Annotated in this window: 16 protein-coding genes; 9 read left to right on the top strand and 7 right to left on the bottom strand. The window is 54.0% G+C overall.

Annotated elements, in window-relative coordinates; genetic code table 11:
• The first annotated feature begins 86 nt into the window (after nucleotides 1-86).
• The 4 genes from ACFQ88_RS33420 to ACFQ88_RS33405 all read left to right on the top strand — a co-directional run bounded on the left by ACFQ88_RS33420 (nucleotide 87) and on the right by ACFQ88_RS33405 (nucleotide 4,509).
• On the top strand, nucleotides 87-1,571 hold the full coding sequence (locus ACFQ88_RS33420; RefSeq protein WP_379461439.1) for a glutamate synthase subunit beta: 1,485 nt from the start codon (nucleotides 87-89) through the stop codon (nucleotides 1,569-1,571).
• A 1,737-nt stretch (nucleotides 1,572-3,308) separates the two neighbouring features.
• On the top strand, nucleotides 3,309-3,632 hold the full coding sequence (locus ACFQ88_RS33415; protein ID WP_239631179.1) for a DUF4870 domain-containing protein: 324 nt from the start codon (nucleotides 3,309-3,311) through the stop codon (nucleotides 3,630-3,632).
• Between the two features lie 219 nt (nucleotides 3,633-3,851).
• On the top strand, nucleotides 3,852-4,022 hold the full coding sequence (locus ACFQ88_RS33410) for an anti-repressor SinI family protein (RefSeq protein ID WP_379461437.1): 171 nt from the start codon (nucleotides 3,852-3,854) through the stop codon (nucleotides 4,020-4,022).
• Nucleotides 4,023-4,182: 160 nt separating this feature from the next.
• On the top strand, nucleotides 4,183-4,509 hold the full coding sequence (locus ACFQ88_RS33405) for a helix-turn-helix domain-containing protein (RefSeq protein WP_239631180.1): 327 nt from the start codon (nucleotides 4,183-4,185) through the stop codon (nucleotides 4,507-4,509).
• A gap of 185 nt (nucleotides 4,510-4,694) precedes the next feature.
• On the opposite strand, the gene ACFQ88_RS33400 is transcribed toward ACFQ88_RS33405, so the two are convergent.
• The 5 genes from ACFQ88_RS33400 to glmS all read right to left on the bottom strand — a co-directional run bounded on the left by ACFQ88_RS33400 (nucleotide 4,695) and on the right by glmS (nucleotide 12,587).
• Entirely contained in the window at nucleotides 4,695-6,926 is a 2,232-nt protein-coding gene (locus ACFQ88_RS33400; protein WP_379461434.1) for a hypothetical protein, read from the bottom strand.
• 29 nt (nucleotides 6,927-6,955) lie between these two features.
• Entirely contained in the window at nucleotides 6,956-7,771 is an 816-nt protein-coding gene (locus ACFQ88_RS33395; RefSeq protein WP_239631182.1) for a response regulator transcription factor, read from the bottom strand.
• A 114-nt stretch (nucleotides 7,772-7,885) separates the two neighbouring features.
• Entirely contained in the window at nucleotides 7,886-9,376 is a 1,491-nt protein-coding gene (locus ACFQ88_RS33390; RefSeq protein WP_239631183.1) for a glycosyltransferase family 2 protein, read from the bottom strand.
• A 13-nt stretch (nucleotides 9,377-9,389) separates the two neighbouring features.
• Complete coding sequence (locus ACFQ88_RS33385) at nucleotides 9,390-10,583, bottom strand: HEAT repeat domain-containing protein (protein ID WP_379461431.1); 1,194 nt, start codon at nucleotides 10,581-10,583, stop codon at nucleotides 9,390-9,392.
• A gap of 174 nt (nucleotides 10,584-10,757) precedes the next feature.
• The gene (gene glmS / locus ACFQ88_RS33380) at nucleotides 10,758-12,587 is read right to left on the bottom strand and encodes a glutamine--fructose-6-phosphate transaminase (isomerizing) (RefSeq protein WP_239631185.1); all 1,830 of its coding nucleotides are present in this window, start codon (nucleotides 12,585-12,587) and stop codon (nucleotides 10,758-10,760) included.
• A 282-nt stretch (nucleotides 12,588-12,869) separates the two neighbouring features.
• Here glmS and ACFQ88_RS33375 point away from each other — a divergent pair, with 282 nt between their 5' ends.
• From ACFQ88_RS33375 to ACFQ88_RS33355, 5 genes are read left to right on the top strand one after another with little or no spacing between them, the layout of a single operon-like run.
• Nucleotides 12,870-13,784 carry a decaprenyl-phosphate phosphoribosyltransferase gene (locus ACFQ88_RS33375; RefSeq protein WP_379461429.1) on the top strand — a complete coding sequence of 305 codons (915 nt, stop codon included), beginning with the start codon at nucleotides 12,870-12,872 and terminating at the stop codon, nucleotides 13,782-13,784.
• 40 nt (nucleotides 13,785-13,824) lie between these two features.
• On the top strand, nucleotides 13,825-14,175 hold the full coding sequence (locus ACFQ88_RS33370) for an EamA family transporter (protein WP_239631186.1): 351 nt from the start codon (nucleotides 13,825-13,827) through the stop codon (nucleotides 14,173-14,175).
• 17 nt (nucleotides 14,176-14,192) lie between these two features.
• Complete coding sequence (locus ACFQ88_RS33365; RefSeq protein WP_379461427.1) at nucleotides 14,193-14,624, top strand: divergent PAP2 family protein; 432 nt, start codon at nucleotides 14,193-14,195, stop codon at nucleotides 14,622-14,624.
• Between the two features lie 34 nt (nucleotides 14,625-14,658).
• Nucleotides 14,659-16,317 (top strand): hypothetical protein, encoded by a 1,659-nt coding sequence (locus ACFQ88_RS33360; protein WP_239631188.1) that lies wholly within the window; start codon nucleotides 14,659-14,661, stop codon nucleotides 16,315-16,317.
• A 31-nt stretch (nucleotides 16,318-16,348) separates the two neighbouring features.
• Nucleotides 16,349-18,568 carry a hypothetical protein gene (locus tag ACFQ88_RS33355; RefSeq protein ID WP_379461426.1) on the top strand — a complete coding sequence of 740 codons (2,220 nt, stop codon included), beginning with the start codon at nucleotides 16,349-16,351 and terminating at the stop codon, nucleotides 18,566-18,568.
• Between the two features lie 61 nt (nucleotides 18,569-18,629).
• Here the strand turns inward: ACFQ88_RS33355 and ACFQ88_RS33350 are convergent, their stop codons facing one another.
• Entirely contained in the window at nucleotides 18,630-19,511 is an 882-nt protein-coding gene (locus tag ACFQ88_RS33350; RefSeq protein WP_239631190.1) for a hypothetical protein, read from the bottom strand.
• Nucleotides 19,512-19,725: 214 nt separating this feature from the next.
• Nucleotides 19,726-20,211, bottom strand: coding sequence for a hypothetical protein (locus ACFQ88_RS33345; RefSeq protein WP_239631191.1), 486 nt, complete (start codon nucleotides 20,209-20,211; stop codon nucleotides 19,726-19,728).
• Nucleotides 20,212-20,266: the final 55 nt, after the last annotated feature.

The raw sequence follows: 20,266 nt of genomic DNA, 5'->3' as shown, positions 1-20,266 counted from the left end.
TCTAAGCGAGTGTGTCGAATGACAGCTTGTTACGGTCACCTTTAGCTTTAGCCATTTCGGCACATGTAGGAGGTAAAAGACAAACGATGGGTAAACCAACCGGCTTTATGGAATATGACCGGGAAACCCCGGTCGAGACGGCCCCTCTGCTGCGAATCAGCCATTGGAATGAATTTTCCACTCCGATGTCTGAGGAGAAGCTGCAGACGCAGGGCGCCCGCTGTATGGACTGCGGCATTCCCTTTTGCCATACGGGCAAGCTGATCAGCGGCATGGCGGCAGGCTGCCCGGTCAACAACCTCATTCCCGAATGGAACGACCTAGTCTACCGCGGTCTTTGGCGCGAAGCGCTCGACCGGCTGCACAAGACGAACAACTTCCCGGAATTCACCGGGCGCGTATGCCCGGCTCCGTGCGAAGGCTCCTGTACCGTGGGGTTGAAAGATACCCCGGTTACGATCAAGAACATCGAGAAATCGATCATCGATAAAGGCTTCGCCGAAGGCTGGGTCGTTCCTGAGCCTCCGAAGAGTCGGACCGGCAAGAAGGTGGCCGTTGTCGGATCGGGACCGTCCGGCCTGGCTTGTGCAGCCCAGTTGAACAAAGCCGGCCATACGGTAACCGTCTACGAGCGTGCGGATCGCGCCGGCGGCTTGCTGATGTACGGCATTCCGAACATGAAGCTGGATAAAAAATACGTGCAGCGCCGTATCGACCTGCTCGCAGCGGAGGGCGTAACGTTCGTCACCGGCACCGAGATCGGCAAAGATATTCCGGCCTCCAAGCTGAAGGAAGACTTCGACGCCGTTGTGCTGTGTGGCGGAGCGACCAAAGGCCGCGACCTGAACATCGAAGGGCGAGAGCTGAAGGGGATCCACCTGGCGATGGAGTTTTTGTCCAAAAACACGAAGAGCCTGCTCGATTCCAAGCACGAGGACGGACAGTTCATTTCCGCCGAAGGAAAGGACGTCATCGTGATCGGCGGAGGCGACACCGGCACCGACTGCGTAGGCACGTCGATTCGCCACAAGTGCAAAAGCGTGCTGCAGTTCGAGCTGATGCCGAAGGCGCCGGAGACGCGGCAGCCGAACAACCCGTGGCCGGAATGGCCCAAAGTGCTGAAGGTCGATTACGGCCAGCAGGAGGCGGCCGCGCTGCAAGGCGACGACCCGCGCCAATACCAGATCAGCACGAAGAAGTTCGTTGGCGATGAGACCGGCCATGTCAAAGAGCTCCACACCGTCTTGATCGAGTGGAAGAAGGACGATCAGGGCCGGTTCGTTCCGGTAGAGGTTCCCGGCAGCGAGAAGGTGTATCCTGCGCAGCTCGTCATGCTCGCGATGGGCTTCCTTGGTCCGGAGAGCACGGTGCTCGACCAGCTTGGCGTGGAGAAGGACGAACGCTCCAATGCCAAAGCCGAGTACGGCAAGTTCGCGACCAACGTGGACGGCGTATTCGCAGCGGGCGATATGCGTCGCGGGCAAAGCCTTGTCGTCTGGGCGATCAACGAAGGGCGGGAGGCGGCCCGTGAATGCGACCGCTATTTGATGGGAGCGACGAATTTGCCGTAATGAATCATTGCTATGATGAATAATTAATAGGATAAAAAGACGCCGGGAGCGGGTTTTTGAATGCACCCGGGTCTTTTTTTTTGACTGCATAGGAATGTTGGCGATTCTACCCTATCTTGCTTACGATGAGATTTGCCGTGCAAAGCTTGAAGCCGCTCAATTTTGAAAGGTATCGATAAAGGCTTTCCTCCTATGCCGTATCAGGGGCGAGATGGAGTAGAGGCTGGAGACGCTCTTGCAGCAAAAGCTGCATCGTATTTGTGCCAACGTTGGTCATCACAGCTAATCGGGCATGCATGCAGCTTATAAGCAAAGCGGACCATTCCTTCGGCTTAGGTTTGGCGTCAGATCATACTGCGGAAGCTGCGCTCGCGCCTGATGCGGACATAGAATCCGCTATTGTGCCAAAAATGCTCGCTTTGGACATGCTTGCGGACATAGAATCCGTTATTTGCCAAAAAAAGGTTCAAAATTGCTGCTCTTGACGGTAATAACGGAACCAGTGTCCGAGAGTCGACCATTTTGAGCAACTTTGGGGGAAATAAAGGATCTACGGTCCGAAGCAGTGCGAGGGGCAGGCATAAGAAGCGGCAGGTGCGAATGAAGTGACGGTGCGGCAGAGATGAGGCGGTTCGACAGAGGTGATGGGGGCGACAAATAGTGGCGGTACGATATAGGTGAAGAGTACCGCAGAGATGATGGGTACGACAGAGATGAGGTGGTGCGACAAAAGTGACGGGTGCGATAGAGGTGAAGGGTAGGACAGAGAGGGGGGATAGAGAGGAGGAGTGCGACAGAGGTAACGGTACAACAGCGGTGAGGGGGGATGAAGTAGTGTGGGGTACGATAGAATTGACGGGTGCGATAGTGGGGACAGAGGCAATAAAGTCATTAAAACAGGGGCGTGAGATGCACCAGACTCGTCACAGGTATTCAAGTTAGCCGCGAAGCCCAAGACGTTCTGGGCATCCGAGAGTACCATTCCAAACAGAGTCACCATCGCAAACAGAGTCACCATCGCAAACAGAGGCACCATGGCAGACAGAAGCTCATCGCAAACAGAGGCACCATGGCAGACAGAAGCTCATCGCAAACAGAGGCACCATGGCAGACAAAAGCTCATCGCAAACAAAGATACCATGGCAGACAGAAGCTCATCGCAAACAGAGTCACCATGGCAGACAGAAGCTCATCGCAAACAGAGTCACCGTCGCAAACATATGCGCCATCGCAAACAGAGGCATCATGCCAGACAGAAGCTCATCGCAAACAGAGTCACCATCGCAAACAGAGGCACCATGGCAGACAGAAGCTCATCGCAAACAGAGGCACCATGGTAGACGGAAGCTCATCGCAGACAAAGACACCACGGCAGACAGAAGCTCATCGCAAACAGAGGCACCATGGCAGACAGAAGCTCATCGCAAACAGGGGCACCATGGTAGACGGAAGCTCATCGCAAACAGAGTCACCATCGCAAACAGATGTGCCATCGCAGACAAAGACACCATGGCAGACAGAAGCTCATCGCAAACAAAGACACCATCACAAGGCAGCAGCACTTCACACTTGGAAGCGCCGGTTGCGTCACAAACGCACAATAAACACGATAGGTAATGCCGGCCCCGGCCTCCAGTAGTCTATATTTTGCCTATGGCTGCAATTTCTTGGTCTCCTGAGCATAAACATTCCAGTAGCATCATTATTTTTGGAATCCTTCAGGAGGTGCTGTGCTGTATGGCTTCGAGTGAGGAAAGAAACCTGGCGCTGCTCGCACATATTTTATGCCTTATTGTCGGTGTGATAGCTCCCCTAATTATTTATCTCATGAAAAAGGACGAATCCGCTTATGTCACCGAGCATGCGAAAGAATCGCTGAACTTCCAAATTTCCATGATCATTTATTCCATTATCGCCGGCATTCTTTGCTTCGCCATCATCGGGTTCGTTCTTTTGCCGATCCTCGGGGTTTTTGCGCTGATCGTCATTATCATTGCTACGATACGCGCTTCCAAGGGACAGCACTATGAGTACCCGCTGACCATCCGCTTGGTGAAGTAGCGCCGGGCTGATCCAGACATCCCCCCGAGCATCGGACTGCTAAGAAGAAAAATGCTCTATCGTTAACAAGCGGTTCATAGCCCGGTCTTACTTTGTTAACACTTTGTTCCTATTTACGTAATTTAATGTAATATACCGCAGGAACCCTCTCTTAACGGTGCCGCGCCCCGAACGCTATGGGGTAAACCAAGTTATCCGAGAATATGGAGGGAGCAGAGCATGTCCTTTTATCGCACGCTTATACCCAACAAAAATCTTGATGAGAACTGGCTCAACTTGATGATTGCAGCTCGCGACATGGGTATATCCAAAAAAGAAGTGCTGCAGTTTATACGACAAACGAAGCAGGAAGAACGTTTCATACCGTATGAAGATCCGTGTAGCCAATAAGTGTAGCCAATAAGAGAGAGAGAAAAAGAAAACATATTTTTTTTCACTGTAAATGGCAACGCTTACAAAACACTTTTTTTACAAATGACCCTACACAGACTTGTATTTTTTGATACAATATACTGGATAACGGACTAGATAGAAACTAGGGGTGGCTACCATGATTGGCAGACGAGTGAAACAGTTACGAATGGAAAAAGGCCTCACCCTCACGGAGCTTGCAGAAAAGGCCGGGGTAGCGAAGTCTTACTTAAGCTCAATCGAAAGGGATATCCAGTCGAACCCGTCGATCCACTTTCTTGAGAAAATATGTGCTGTCCTTGAAGTACCCATAGAATCGTTTCTGCAAAATAAAGCCACTCTGAGCAAAGAGCTGGACGAAGAGTGGTTAGGGCTAGTTCGTGAGGCAATGGATTCGGGCATCAGCAAAGAGCAGTTTCTCGAATTTCTGCAATACAACAAATGGCGCAAAGACAACAACAAGTAAAGCATGTCCTGGTCTTAAGGACGTGTTTATTCGCCGTGGATGCCAGGCCGGGCTGCTCGCTTCACTAACGGCAGCCGATCCGGTGCGCCGGCTCAAATGAAAAAGGATGACTCCTTCGTAACGAAGGGTCATCCTTTTTTGTACCTGCCGGAGCTCCGGAAGGCACATGCGCCTCATCCGCGCTATCACTTCGAAGCAGGAGGCTTCTGGCTGCCGCCGCCCATCTGCTGGTAAGCCTGCTTCATGGCGTCGTAGCTTTGCTTGAGCCGCTCGACGTAGCCGACCTTCTCCCACTGCTTCCAGTGGTAGACAGGCAGCTTGGAGACGGCATACGGAGCGCCGCTTCCGTTATCCAGTCCGACGACGCTGTTGTCCGAGCGCTGCACGATCCAAGGGACGAACCGGATTCCTTCGGTTGTCTGTGCAAACAGCTTGCCTTCCTGCTCACCGTAGGCTATGACCTGAAGCGAGCTCGGGTCGCTGAAGCCTAGCAGCATCCACGGGATTCTCATTTCGACGGTGTCGCCTTTCGCCTGCCACATCGTCAAGGAGTTGAACTCGGGGGAGTCGAACTTTGTCGTCCCGCGCAGCATTTTGCCCGCATCGACTTCCTCGAACGGATAATACTTTTTCGCGTCCGGCGGCGTCAGCTCGAGCCCGATAGCGAGCTTCCACGGATTGAACACGCCCGAGTCGTCCTTGAACTCCTCCGGCTTAACCTCCATCATGCCGTATCGCTTGCCGTACAGGCGGCGGTGGAAATCGTAGTTCGACGCGATACGAACCTCGCTTTCCCCGTCTTTACCGAGTCTGACAACAGTCTCGAGCCCTTCATCCAGCGTCCTGCCGCCCATTTCCTTCGCGTGACGGTTGCCGCCGGGCAGGGTGTCGACGCCGAGGTACAGCTGCTCATGTTCCGCATCGAACGGCTTCTCCAGCTTGCCGGTTACGTAGACGTACGCTTCGTCGTGAGTGACCCACAGCTCTTTCCAGCCGGGGTACGAGCCTTCGAGCTTCTGCTTGTCCTTGATCGCATCCCAGTCCTTCGCATCGCCGTCGATGACGAGAGGCCCGTCCTTGGACGACAGCATGGCCACGAGGCCGAAATGCTGCTCGTTGGTCAGCACGTTATGCCACATTTTGCGGCGATCCTGAGGAATTTCGAACAGCATCGTGTTCCAGGTTTTCTTGAACCACTCGTCCTGCCAGGAGAAGACGATGGCGCCTGCCATCCCTTCGTCATAAATATCCTTCAGCAGCGATACGTTGATTTGCCCCTGGCTTTGCTCGTCATGACCGCCCTGATTGCGGTCCATCGTTCCCAGATGGGCTACGCCGAGCGATGACGGAACACCGAACTCGGTGATCATGACGGGCAAGTTCTTGTGGTATGCTTTCAGCTTGCGCAAATAGCTTTTATATATGTTAGGCGATCCGTCCGGTTCCCGAATATCCATTAATGTCTCATCCATATGGAAGAAATCCGGGTAATAAGGGTAAGCATGAAATGCGGCAAAATAGCCGGCAGACCAATTGTGCGCATCGATATGCGTCGCATCCACGCTGACCATATCTTCAGCTACCAGCACCTCGCCCGGATGGGTGAGAGGGTCGGTCGTTACCCAGTTTGTAAAAGAAAGCGGATGCATCCAGCCGTATTGGGATTCCAGCTTCGCCAGATGATCCAGCATTTCCGCCAGCCAGTTCTCGAAGGGGCTGGCCTCCGGCTTGGAGGAGAAATGAGTGCCTTCATAATGGGTCTTGTCTTTGTGCAGCTCGTTGGTATTTTTCACCATCGTCGGGTCCCACTCGGTGCCGATTTGCCAGCCGAGCAGGTAAGGTCCCGCATTAAACCGGTACGTACCGCTTGCTTTGCCGAAATGCTCAGGTATATCTGCGTTGCCGTAGACGGCTCCTACCGCATAGGCGATATCACTTTGGAAGTGCTGGTAAATCTCTTCGATGTAGGCGTCTTTTTTCTCAATCAGCTCTTCCTCGGGCGCCCATACGCCTTGGATGAAAAACAGCGGCTGATCCGCATGGCGCTGGTTGTATTCGACCAGTGCTTCGTAGAATACCGGCTGCAGGATCGTGTAGACGCGAACCGTGTTCGCGCCCATATCCTGAATTTGCTGAAACCATTGCATATAATGCTCTTTCGTAATAGGAAGCTCCCCGGGGTCGGTACCCGGGAGAGCGGCTCCCATATTGACTCCTTTCGAGAAGAAAGGGGTCCACGATTGATTGGCATACATTTCGATCCGGTCTTCCTGCGTGCGGAATTTGATTTGCGAGCCGTCGGCCGCTTTGACGCTTTCCACTTTTTTGTCCGGCCAGTAGTGCCAGGCCAACAAACCTACGAGTAAAACCAAAGTGATACGGAGCAGCCATTTGCCGGCTGTGGTTGTCCCATTCATAATGATGAACTCCTTTTAGGTATTGTGCGTCAGGCCAGCAATCTCCGGATACGGGCTTCAAGCTCTACGGGCGAGAACGGTTTTTTGATAACGTCCGAAACCCCAAGATCGAAGCACTTGCTGACTTCCTGCTCTAATCCAAGATCCGTCAGCACCATAATCTTGCAATGGCTGTGAAGCTCCTGGGACTGCCGAATGCGGTGGATCAGCTGATAGCCGTCAAGCGCCGGCAGCGTCAGCTCCGTAATTACGAGATCCGGCGTCGTCTCGTTAATCAGGTGCAGTCCTTCCAGGCCGTCCTGGGCGGGAAGCACATCATACCCTTGAAGCCCGAGCCGGGCCTGCATGAAATCGAGCAGGTCCGCATTCTGGTCAATCATGACGATGGATGGCGATTCCGCTGCGTCCGACTGCCGATAGTAGACGTGGATGTCATGCCCCGCGCTTTCCTGTCCGTTGGTCAAGGAGATCATCTCGGTTATCGCTTCCGGTGCAGGCTCTGCGCATTCCGGGAAGGCGGCGACGGTCAGTGCGCCTTTCAGGAAGCCGGCGTTTTGCAGAAAGTCCTTCGTCGAGAGGGACAAGAAGTGGGTGTATGCCAGCGTTTGGCCTGGAAGCAGGATCATCAGCAGCTTTTCGATCGGATCGTAGCTCGTCATAGCGGCGAGCGACGCATTTTCCAGACCGAGGTGTGTTTCCAAATCTTGAAGCTCCATGGAACCCAGTTCACTTACTTGCGCCATGATCAACCCGCAGCTATCCCATGTTGCAGCTTGCAGAATGCCGTTCAGCTGTGTATTCAGGTGGTGCGACAAATCGTTATGGTTCATTGTAGGCATCTTCATTCTTCAGGACACTCCTTTATGCTTCGTATTGGTACTGCTTTGTAAAGCAAGAGAGCTATTCCGTGTTTCGACATCTCCAAAGGGTTCGAAACTTTTGTCGATTTAGGGGGGATATTAGATCGCTTGGGCATTGGAAGCTTTGGATGCTTTGGACGCAGCTCCCTTTTTCGACTTCTGGCTCAGAGCATCCTGATCGTCCGGCGAGTCCTCGTTCCAGCTCCGGCGTACCATATGGCCCCAGCTATGATTGCCGCGCAAATAGTCGGCATGCCCCTGCAGCTTCCACAGCGCATTCAGCTGGTCGTAGCCTAGCGCCATCAGCATGGAGAGGCCGATGATCCGCAGCACGTCCCGCGTCTCGATGCTTCGCTGGAAAGCCAGCTCTTCGATAATGAGCGAGCCTGAAGTGAAGACAAGCCCGATCAGCAGGTTGATGAACAAAAAGGTGAGCAGAATCGGCAGCTGCGTCATATCCATCAGGACATAGGCGACCAGTGCCGCCAAGCCCGACAGCTTGATATAAGGGCTGAGCGTTTCATACAAAATGGTATAAGGCAAGGCGAGCCAGCCGATGATTTTGTACTTCGGAATGAACAGCATGGAGCGGAATCGGATGACGTTCCACAGATTGCCCTTAATCCAGCGGCGCCGCTGGGAGCCAAGGATGCGCAGCGTATCGGGTGCCTGCGTCCAGCAAACCGCGTCAGGGCAAAACAAAATGCGGTAGGGCAGACCATGGTGCAGCATGTAACGGTGCAGCTTCATGACGATGTTCATATCTTCGCCGGGACACTCCTTCTCGTAACCTCCGACGTTGATCAAATAGTCTTTACGGAACAAGCCGAAGGCCCCGGAGACGATCAGCAGGCCGTTCATGGAGCTCCAGCCGATGCGTCCTCCGAGAAAGGCGCGCATATATTCGACATACTGCATGGCGGGCAGCATCCGGTTCGACAGTCGGGCCGAGGTGACGCGGCCGTCTTGAATTTTGCTTCCGTTGGCAATGCGGACGTTGCCGCCGATGGCGATGTGCTGCTCCGGATTTTCCATATACACCTGAACCATTCGGATCAGGGCGTCCTTTTCAAGCATGGAGTCGGCATCGATCGTCGCTACCAGAGGATACTTGGAAACGTTGATACCGGCGTTCAAGGCATCCGCTTTCCCGCCGTTCTCTTTATCGATCACGACGAGCTTCGGATACTGCGGATTGTAATATACCTCCTTTACCGGGTTGGATTGGACCAAATGGCGTGCGGCCGTCATGCGGCCCGGCTTCAGATCGAATTGCTCCACAAGTACCTGGAGCGTATTGTCCTTGGAGCCGTCATTGATGACGATGACCTCGTATACAGGAAATTCCAGCGCCATCAAGGAACGCACATTATCGATAATGGTCAGCTCCTCGTTATACGAAGGAACCAGAATGGACACCGGCGGAACGAATTGCGATCCGGATAGCTCCCTGAATCGGGAGTACATCGTGCTTTTGATCTGGGACAGCATGCTTTGCGACGACATCGCTAAAATAATGAAGTAGACCAGGCTGGACCCGACGATCAGACAGGTGGCTAAGAACCCGTAGTTCAGCAAAAACTCTCTCATCGTGTTCCCCTTTCTACGAGCTGATACGGGGGTGTTGGACAGATGGGCTCGTGTACAATTCATTGAACGTTTTTTGGTACGTAAAGGTTAGTTCGTTATAGTAAAGCACTTGTTTGATATCCTGGGAAGCCGTTAGTGCGGCATTCTCCATCTCATCCCGAATGGCGTCCATGGCGGTTTCGCGGCACAGCTTGTCCTCTGAGGAGCTGGCGGTTTCGCAAAGCGCCTGAAAGCCTTGGAGTCCGAACAGTGCGAAGCTCTTCGCGCCGTAATGGCGCACCCACCAATTGTCGTCCGACAAGGCCGGCGTTAAGGCATCCATGTAAAAAGCCAGCCGGTGCTCGCCGACCGTTCTGGCGGCTGCGGCGCGAATTTCCCAGTCCGGGTGGGCCAGCAGCAGGCTGAACCGTTCTGCGGAAAGCAGATGGGAATACTGAAGCAGCAGCTTCGATGCTTTGATTCGCACTTCTTTCTGCTTGGAGTTGGCGAGCTGTTCCAGAACGGGAAGCGGACCGGGAGCATTGCAGGCGGACAAGCCGATCAAGGCTACAATCACATGCTGTACGTTGTCCGACTGCAGCAGCTCCGAATACATGGAGTGGGGATCCAGGGATGAGGAAGCTACAATATCCGCGATGAGCTGGTGGCTCTGCGGATGATGCTCGACAAGCTTCAGGACGAGCTTTTTCAAATCTTGTTGGTTTGCAGCGCATTTGGCTGCCGCTCTTCCGACGACAAAGGCCGTGGAAGCCTCTTTTTCTTGATCAAGCAGGGCTATCAGGTCGTCCGAGCAGCCTTTGGCTCTCATAACGCCGAGATGGTAGGCCGCATCGATGCGGTCGCCATGCTTCGAGCTTTGCAGCCGCTTGCGTTCAAGCTCGACAAGTCCGAGCTCCTCACATAGCTCAATCAGCTTGCTGCGGTGGGAGCCGTCGATCGTCTCTATCCACTCCAGCAGCTTCTTTTGAATGGCTTTGAGCTCCAGGGGCTCCAGACGGCCAGGCGGAGGGAGCAGCCGTTCTTCCCCGTCGATATGAATGCTAAGATACGTGAAATAAGGCTGATGCTTTTCCAAATAGGACGTTATCTGGTTTTGCTGCGTCCGGTTGGCGGCACGCAGCGAGAACAAAACGGCGAATCCTCCGGCGATTATAACGCCAAGCGTTGTCACAACGGGAACAGCCGGTTCCAAGGTGTCCATCCACATACGCTATTATCCTCCTGCGCTTTTAACTTTCCCGGCGAATGCGCGGGCATCGAGCCGAATCAATCGTCCGGTCTATCCGATTCGAACAGACGGCTTTTGGTCGATTCGGCCGTGAAGCCCGCTTGTAAACGCCGGGAGTGTTAAGTAAAAGCGGATTTTGCTGAAAATGAAACGTTATTCGACCGTAACGCTTTTGGCCAAATTTCTCGGCTTGTCCACATCGTTGCCCCGTGCCAGAGCGGCGTAATAAGCAAGCAGCTGGAGCGGGATGACCGATACGGCAGGAGTAAGCAGCGCATGGGTGCGAGGGACATAGATGACCTCGTCCGCCGTCTTGGCGATGTCGATATTGCCGGCCAGAGCGACCGCTGTGACATAAGCTCCGCGTGCTTTGACCTCTTTGATGTTGCTGATCGTTTTTTCCAGCAGCGCTTCCTGTGTCGCAAGGGCGATCACCGGCGTGCCTTCTTCGATCAGGGCGAGCGATCCGTGCTTCAGCTCTCCGGCAGGATAAGCCTCCGAATGGATGTAGGAAATTTCCTTCAGCTTGAGCGACGCTTCAAGCGCCACCATCGCATCGATCCCGCGGCCGATGAAGTACAAATCGTCAACCTTTGCCACTTCCTTGGCAATTTGCTCGATGAAATGCGTATGAACCAGCATCGAATCGACGTGCTCGGGAAGCTCTCCGAGCTGATCCAGCAGCTCCTTGCGCTCCAGCGGATCCAGCGTATTGAGGCTTTGGCATAGATACAAGGCCAGCAAGTAAATGGCGATCAGCTGCGAGGTATAGGCTTTGGTCGAAGCGACGGCGATTTCCGGCCCGGCCCAAGTATGAATGACGTGATCGGCTTCCCTGGCGACGGAGCTTCCGACGACATTGGTTATAGCCAATACTTGAGCGCCGTTCAGCTTGGCTTCCCGCATTGCTGCAAGCGTATCGGCGGTTTCGCCCGATTGGCTGACGACAATGACCAGCGTGTTGTCCCGGATAACGGGCTGACGATAACGGTATTCGGAAGCTACGTCGACCTCAACCGGAATTCGGGTCAGCTTCTCAATGACCGCTTTGCCGACCAGCGCGGCATGATAGGCGGTTCCGCATGCGACCATATGGATGTGGCCGATCCGGCGAATCTGCTCTGGCGTCATCTGTACCTCCGGCAAGATGACTTCCTGGGTCGTGCTGTCGATGCGGGTGCGCATCGTATCGCGATAAGCGCGAGGCTGCTCGTAAATTTCCTTGAGCATGAAATGATCGTAGCCGCCTTTTTCCGCGACCATAATATCCCAGTCAATGTGCAGCAGCTGCTTGGCGATAAAATTGCCTTCGAGCGTCATCAGCTCGACGCTGTCCCGGGAGATGACGGCCATCTCGCCGTCGCTCAAAATGTACACGTTTCTCGTATACTCGAGAATGGCCGGAATGTCGGAGCCGATGAAGTTCTCGCCTTCTCCGACACCGATGATCAGCGGGCTTGCCCAGCGCACGGCCACCAGCTTGTCCGGCTCGTGCTCGGACAGAACGACGATAGCGTAAGCTCCGCGAATGCGGCTGGACGCTTGCTGAACGGCGCGGACCAGATCACCTTCATAATAATGAGCGATCAGATGGCTGATGACCTCGGTATCGGTTTCCGACAGAAAACGGTGGCCTTCCAGCTCCAGCTCTTCTTTTAATTGCTGATGATTTTCAATAATGCCGTTATGAACGACGGATATTTTCATGGTGTTGTCTGCATGGGGATGGGAATTCACATCGGACGGCTTCCCGTGGGTAGCCCAGCGAGTATGGCCGATTCCGGCAAACCCGCTGAGAGGCTCGTCCTCCAGTCGTGCTTCCAGCTCGCGGATTCTTCCCTTGGCTTTACGAATGTGGAGGCCATCTGAAGTATGTACTGCCACTCCGGCGGAATCATAACCGCGGTACTCCAATTTTTTTAATCCTTCTAACAAAATCGGCTGTGAATCTCGGCTGCCGATATACCCGACAATGCCACACATCGGTTTACTCCTCCTCTTTTCCGTGTCGGCTCGTGAGCCTTCTGTAAATGATTTTGGTTCTCTATAGCGAATGACATTTTGAAGTATAACGCATTTCTCAACAAAATAAAAATCGAGCAAATGGATTTATTTCGTTTTAGCGAACAAATTCCTTTAAAATTCTCCATTATCCTCCACGAAACGCCCTTTAATCGTTCTTTATAGAGAAAACATCATTCGTTATAATGAATGGCGGAACAGGTGGGAAACATCTGCATACCTCTAAATAAAGGAGAGTCGGTTATGGTACCAACCAAAACGGATGTCAAGCTTAAAGGAGGGGAAAGCAGATCTACTCCCGGCATGTATCTCGCTCTGATGCGCCCGAGGCAGTGGACGAAGAACCTGCTTGTGTTCGCCGCATTGATATTTTCCATACGTATCGCGGATATGAACATGCTGAGCCATGCTGTCGCAGGCTTCGTTCTGTTCTGCCTCGTATCGAGCTGCGTCTACGTTCTGAACGACTACGTGGACCGGGAAAGAGACCGGATGCACCCCGAAAAAAAGCACCGCCCGATCGCTTCAGGAGCGATCCAGCCGAATAGCGCCCTTGCGTTCGGTGTAGGACTTTTGGCCGTGTGTCTGCTGCTGGCCTTTCGGTTTCAACCTGTTTTTGGCTTTGTGCTGACGGCCTACTTCGTATTGAATGTGCTGTACTCGTTCCGATTGAAGCACGTCGTCATTATGGACTTGCTCGTCATCGCTGCAGGCTTTGTGCTGAGAGCTATCGGAGGAGGCCTTGTTATCGGCGTCCCGTTGACACCATGGTTTCTCATTTGTACGCTGCTGCTGGCCTTGTTCCTGGCCATCGGCAAGCGCAGACACGAGCTGTACCTGCTGCAATCGGATAAGGGCGCACACCGTCAAGTGCTTGAGCACTATTCCATGGAATTGCTGAATCAAATGAATGCGATTGTTACCACGGCCACGATCATGAGCTACTCGCTGTTCACCTTCACCTCCGGACATACTCCTCATCTGATGTGGACCATCGTTCTTGTGCTCTACGGCATATTCCGCTACTTGTATTTGATTCATATCGAAGGCAAAGGAGGCAGGCCGGAGAAGCTGCTGCTTGAGGACAAGCACATTTTGCTGACGGTAGTGCTGTACGCATTTTCCGTTGCGTTTATTTTGCTGTATTTGGATAAATAAGAAGTAAAAACGACTTTGATTTGCGGGAGTGGTAGGCATAATGAAGTACATTTGGCTGATTGCCTCGATACTCCTTGGGGCGTCCGGGCAGGTGCTGATGAAATGGGGCATTGAAACGGGAAAACAGACCGGAAACGCTGTGATAGCAGGCTTGAACATGACGGCCTTGTTGCAAATCGGCTCCGGACTGGCGAGCTATGCACTCAGCTCCGTATTCTGGCTGCTTGCCTTGAAGCGGTTTCCGCTCAGCACGGCGTATCCGATGGTCAGCATGAGCTACATACTCGTTATGGCCTTAGGCTATTTTCTGTTCAATGAAACGATTTCCATGCAAAAATGGTTCGGCGTGGCATTCATCTCCGTTGGAGTCCTGTTTATCGCCCGCGCCTAAGAAAAGGGGGGAACTTGATGATGGAAGGCGCACAGTGGCTGTACCCGGTGATCCCCTTTGCTGCGTGGCTGTGTTCGGGCACGCTCAAATATTTGATCAATCGGGTGCGCTTCGGCGCTCAAGCCAAAGAGCATATCGGCAACGGAGGATTTCCGAGCACGCATACCTCGGTCATCTCGTCCATTACGATGCTGATCGGATTCGAGCAAGGCTTTGCAACGCCGCTATTCGGCCTGGCTGCCGCCATGACCTATATCGTCATGATCGATGCGGTAGGCATTCGCCGCGCCGTGGGAGATAGCGCCCGGTGGATCAACACCTTGTCCCGGGAGCACGGTGAAGAACGGCGCAGCCGGCTTAGAGAGAAGCAGGGACACACGCGTCCCGAGGTGCTCGGCGGCCTCATCGTAGGCACGCTGCTGGCTTGGGCGGCTTCAAGCATGCTGTAACCAATAAAAGAAATAAAGATTTGGGGAGAGGCGTATGAGAAACCGACTTGCTGCATTCAGCCTGGTAACCGGCTTAACCTTATTGATGTTTGTCACCGGAGCGATGATGATTCCTTCGCTGTTGTTTTTAGTGAACATTTCGGTCACGATGCTGCATGTATGGCTCGCTGCCGGTCTAGCTGCGGGCGTTGCCTGGATAGCGGCCAAAATGGTCCAGGCGGAGCGGCCGGGGCGTTTGTTCGCCGAAGCGATCATCGCTTCTTGCATATTGTTTGTCGCTTGCTTCTTCATCAGCGGCTATTTCTATGACCTATCCTATGACGGACAGGCTTATCATCAGGAATCCATCATTCATTTGGATAACGGTTGGAATCCGGTTTACGACGAGCCGCTGAACGTGCCGACAGGGCACTCGCTATGGATGAACCATTATGCCCGGGCGTCGGAGCTGGCGGCAGCCGTCCTGTTCAAGGCAACCGGCTTGCTGGAGCATAGCAAAGCGATCAACGGGCTGACGATTTTTGCGTCCTTTTTCCTTAGCCTGTCCGCATTGCTGACATTAAGGCCGTCCAGCAATAGCAAGGCGGTATTGGTCGCACTGCTGCTTGCTTTCAATCCAGTCAGCGTATATCAGGCTTTAAGCTATTATGTGGACGGGCTTCTGTCCTCGATGCTGTTATGTATGGTCGCGCTGGGCTGCCTCATCTTCGCCCGTCCCGGCTGGCTGCTGCTTACAGCCTATACGTCGGCCATGATCTTCGCGATCAACATCAAATTTACGGCGCTCGCTTACGCAGGACTTCTGACGATCGGACTGCTGATCGCGCTCTATATGAGCGAGCAGTTCGGGCGGCTGAAGCAGCTGTTCAAAATAGCCGCCGTCGGCGGTCTGGTCGGTGTGCTGCTTATCGGGTACAACCCGTACGTTACGAACACGCTGACGAAAGGGCATCCGTTCTATCCGCTGGCGGGAGAAGAGGCGATCGATGTCGTCAAAAACTTCACTCCGCGGAATCTGGAGAGAATGAACCGTCTGGAGCAGCTGGGCGCCTCCTATTTTGCCGTCACGACAGGCAACAGCACGGAGAAGCTTCCGACCAAGATCAAGCTGCCGTTCACCGTATCGGAGAAGGAACTGGTAGCGTTGGGTGATCCGGACGTAGCGGTATCCGGCTTCGGTCCGCTGTTCAGCGGAGTACTGCTGCTCTCGCTCGCCGTGCTGGTGCTGGCCTTCCGGTACCGCAAAGGCGCCACGATGGCCGCGATAGGCGTGATTGTTCTCCTAGCCGGGTCGGTAATCGTCAATCCGGCCGCTTGGTGGGCCCGGTACGTGCCGCAGCTGTGGATCGTGCCGATAATTTGTCTCTGGCTTGGCTTCAGCATGCAAGGGCGACGCCTGCTGACCGGCGCAAGCTGGACGCTGGCGGCGGTCATTGCCGTTAACGCCCTGCTGGTCACCGGGACATATACGTACCATCAGTGGGAATGGAACCAATCGCTGCGGGAAGAGCTCGCCGCCGTTCAAACCGCCGCCGCCAAAGGGCCGGTGCGCACGGAATTTACTTACAGCTGGGCGAACCGCGAACGGTTCGAGGAGCTGGGTATTGCATTTAAAGAGGAGATAGACCTTGCTTGCGACGATAAGATGACTTTGACCAAGTCCGGCACATCGGTTTGTATGCCGCCGCAGTAAGGATGGTAATAGAGGAGGAGACCATACCCGCATGAAAAAGAAAAATACCGTGCGACTTGCATTAGGAATCGCTGCACTTATCGTAATTTGCGCCGTGGGCTGGGTGTACGGAGCTCCTTATATTCAAATGGGCTCGACGGCATCTCTGAATACGATGCAGCCGATTCAAGAAGAGCAGGGAATCAAACGAATGGCTTCCGTCAAGGACGGACATTTGGCGGTTTACGACGGCACGGAATGGAAGCCGGAATTTTGGAACGGCATCAACATGGGGGCGACCACGCCGGGGCACGCTCCCGGGGAGCTTTCCCCGAGCAAGGAAGATTATTTGCGCTGGTTCGGGCAAATGAAGGATATGAATGTGAACGTGCTGCGGATTTATACGATTTTGCCGCCGTATTTTTACGAAGCGCTGGCGGAATTCAATTCCGGACGTAAGGATCCGCTCTATATGCTGCACGGCATTTGGTCGCCGGAAGAGGCGCTGATGGGGGAGAACGGACAGCCCCGGGACGCGCTGCAGGAAGATACTATCGAGCAGTTTCGCCAAGAAATCAAGGACGCCGTACAGGTCGTTCACGGCAAAATCAATCTGAAAAGCAATCCGGGTCACGCTTCGGGCAAATTCACCGCAGACGTGTCGCCGTATTTGCTCGGCTGGATCGTCGGTACGGAATGGGACCCTTACGTGGTGAAAAAGACCGACGATGCGCATCCCGGAATGAAGCCATTTGCGGGGACGTATTTTCAAGCTTCGGCGGACGCGTCTCCGTTCGAAAGCTGGCTTGCGCAAATGCTCGATACGGTGGCGCAGGAGGAAATGAAGTTCGGCTGGCAGCGCCCGGTGTCGTTCACCAACTGGGTGACGACCGACCCGCTGACGCATCCGAACGAGCCGGCCGACAACGAGGATTTGGTCTCTGTCGATCCGATGCATGTGTCTCCGACAGAGCAATGGACGGCCGGATATTTCGCATCGTATCACGTCTACCCGTATTATCCCGATCTTCTGCGCTATGAGGAGAAGTATCAGACGTACAAGGACAGCACGGGTGAAATCAATCCGTACGCCGGCTACCTGCACGATTTGCGGGCGCACCATCAGGGCATTCCGCTGATTGTTGCCGAATACGGGGTGCCGAGCTCGCGCGGGATGGCGCATTTCGGCCCGGTGGGACGCAATCAGGGGATGCATACGGAGAAGGAGCAGGGAGAGATCAATGCCGATTTGTACCGAAGCATCTATGACGAGAAGCTCGATGGCGCGGTCATGTTCTCCTGGCAGGACGAATGGTTCAAAATTACGTGGAATACGATGGATCTGGATGCGCCTATCCAGCGCAGGCCGTTCTGGCGGAATATGTTAACGAACGAGGAGCATTTCGGAGTCATTGCCGTAGAGCCGGGACGCTCTAAGGAAGATCTCATCATGCTGGACGGGAAAACCGCCGATTGGGAGCGCAAAAAAAACGCCGTCGTCAAAGACTATCCGCAATTCAGTCTGACGACCGTACACGACGAGGCCTACGTCTACATGATGCTGAAGAAAAAGGAAGGCTCCTGGCAGACCGGCCAGCAGCCGCTTGATATCGGCTTCGATACGCTGGACGGCGGCAGCACGACGTCGGACAAGGCGCCGGGAGTCGCGTTCGGCAAAGGGCAGGAATTTATGCTGCGCATCAAGGGGGCGGATGATTCGGCGATCTACGTCAACAGCGCCTACGACCAGCACACTTGGCTGTACGGGTCCGTACAAAAGCTGATCCCGTGGAAGCAGGAGTTCGCGCGCGACGGCAGCGGCATCTTCCTTCCGTGGAAGCTGCCTACGAGCAAGGAGCTGTACTTGCCGCAGAGCAAGAAGAAGGTGCCGTTCGAGGATGTTGAGATCGGGATCATGAAGCCGGGGATTACCGACCCGGACAGCCCGGAATTCAACAATCTGGCCGATTGGTATGCTTCTGGCGACGTGATGGAGATTCGCATTCCGTGGATGCTGCTCGGCTTTACCGATCCGAGCACAGCCAAAGTATGGCGCTATCCGTATGAGGCGGGCGGCCTGAAATTTGTGGAAACCAAAGGTATCCGCATCGAGCCGCATTTACAGCCGGCATCCGGAGCTCAGGAGGCGGCGGTGGAGCCGGTTCAGTATAAGTGGAATAAATGGGAGAAGCCGGAATACCACGAGCGCTTCAAGCAGAGCTACGATATTTTGAAGCAGGCCTTCGGGGAGAAGCGTCCTCCCAAGTCTTAAGTTGTAAGTCGTAAGCTGCAGTGCTTGGCTGTAAAAAGAAAATGACAAAGCGGGGGGAGGGCTAATCCTTCAGCCGCTTCCACCCGCTGTAATCGTGAATGGCAATGCCCGAATAGGAGGGATGAGCGCTCAGCTTCTGGTCGATGACGGCCATCTGGCGGCCCATTTCTCCTTTTCCTTTGCTATGAAAGGTGACGAAGGCGGCCTCGTTGACCGGATTCGTCTCCACGCCGACGAAAACTTTGATCCCGAGCTTGTCGCCAAGCGCCATTTCCGCAGCCGTAATTTCGATGAGGGCTTCGGCGGAATCGCGATAGGACATCAGCGTGACCTCGTCGAGCTGCTTCATCATGCCCTCGATGGCCGTTTGGCCGGTTTCGGGCACGGTGACGGTATCGAGCCAAAAGGGCAAAGCGGCGCTGACCGTCAAGGAAGCATCCTGCTTCCTCGCTTCGCTGGCGAAGGCGGCAGTCGCATCCAGCCATTGGGCCGTCACAGCATCCTGCTTCGTGCTCCATTCGGGAAGCTGGTACGGCTCGATGTCGATCTGGATGCCGCCGAACCGCTCGTCCGGCTGCACCGACCGGTTATATTCGGTAACCCAGCTTACCATATCGGTAAGCTGCTTCCGGTGGGAGGGCAGCGCCCATTTCGGCGCGCCGTCCAGTGCATGAACCTGAATGCCCGACTCGGAGGCAGTGCCGATGAAGTCGCTGTAGGCGCTGCGGGACACGTCGCCGTTAACCTGAACATAGATGCGCCCGAGCGCATGCTCCTGGGCGAATTGGAGAATCGATGCGCGCCCTTCCGGCGTGCCGATCATTTCGGTATCCCATAGCCAGGTGGCTTTCATTTTCTCTGACGGTAGCGGGGCGTTAGGTAAGAAGTTCCACGGTGTCAAGAAAGCAAACAGTAAAGTCAATGCAACAATGGGTTGTATCATGCCTAAACCGCACCTTTATCTTAGAAGTTGTTATGTCTTTCTTCCTATATTATATGCTTCGTATGATACCGGCTCCTATAGTACTTAGGTCATAAATACGTCAAGGAATGTACACATAAAGAAGCTGCCCTCCTGCAGGCAGCTTCTTTGCATACGATGGGACACGGTTTCAAACACAACACAAGCAGCTTGAACAAGCCGCTGCGGCTTGCCGTTACTTGTAACGCCATACTCTGCGCGAACGGACCGGATTGGAGCGGAACGTTTTGACCTGCTTCGGAAAACGGATGCTCCTCAATATTCGCGGGTCGTCGTCATTCACCATGCGATTCAAAAGCCGGATGGGAATGCCGTATTTTTTATAGTCAACCTGCTTCGTCTGCGGATCCAGGAAAGCGTCCGGAAGCGCTTCGGGAGTGAGAGAAGCGAACACCCTGCCTTCATATTCGCCCAAAAACGTAAGCGGGGATTCGCTATAGCCCTCGTCCATCCATTGATGGAACGTGATGGGAAGCACCAGAATGGTCAAGACGTCGTCGTACAGCTTTCCCTTGTACTTGAACTTGAAATGCAGCACATATTCCGCGGTTGGATCTCCCTTGTCTCTACGGATCACGACATAGTTTTTCCACCAGCGCGGAAATACAAGCTGGAACCCGTACTTTTTGTCGTGATAAACGATCGGACTGTGGTTATTCACTTGAACATGGTCTCCTTCCTGCTTTAGGGGTGTCTCCTTACACCTTATTCACAGG

The organism is Paenibacillus sp. NPDC056579 (assembly GCF_042793215.1).
Classification (GTDB): domain Bacteria; phylum Bacillota; class Bacilli; order Paenibacillales; family NBRC-103111; genus Paenibacillus_S.
This window is presented reverse-complemented; position numbering and strand designations above follow the sequence as displayed.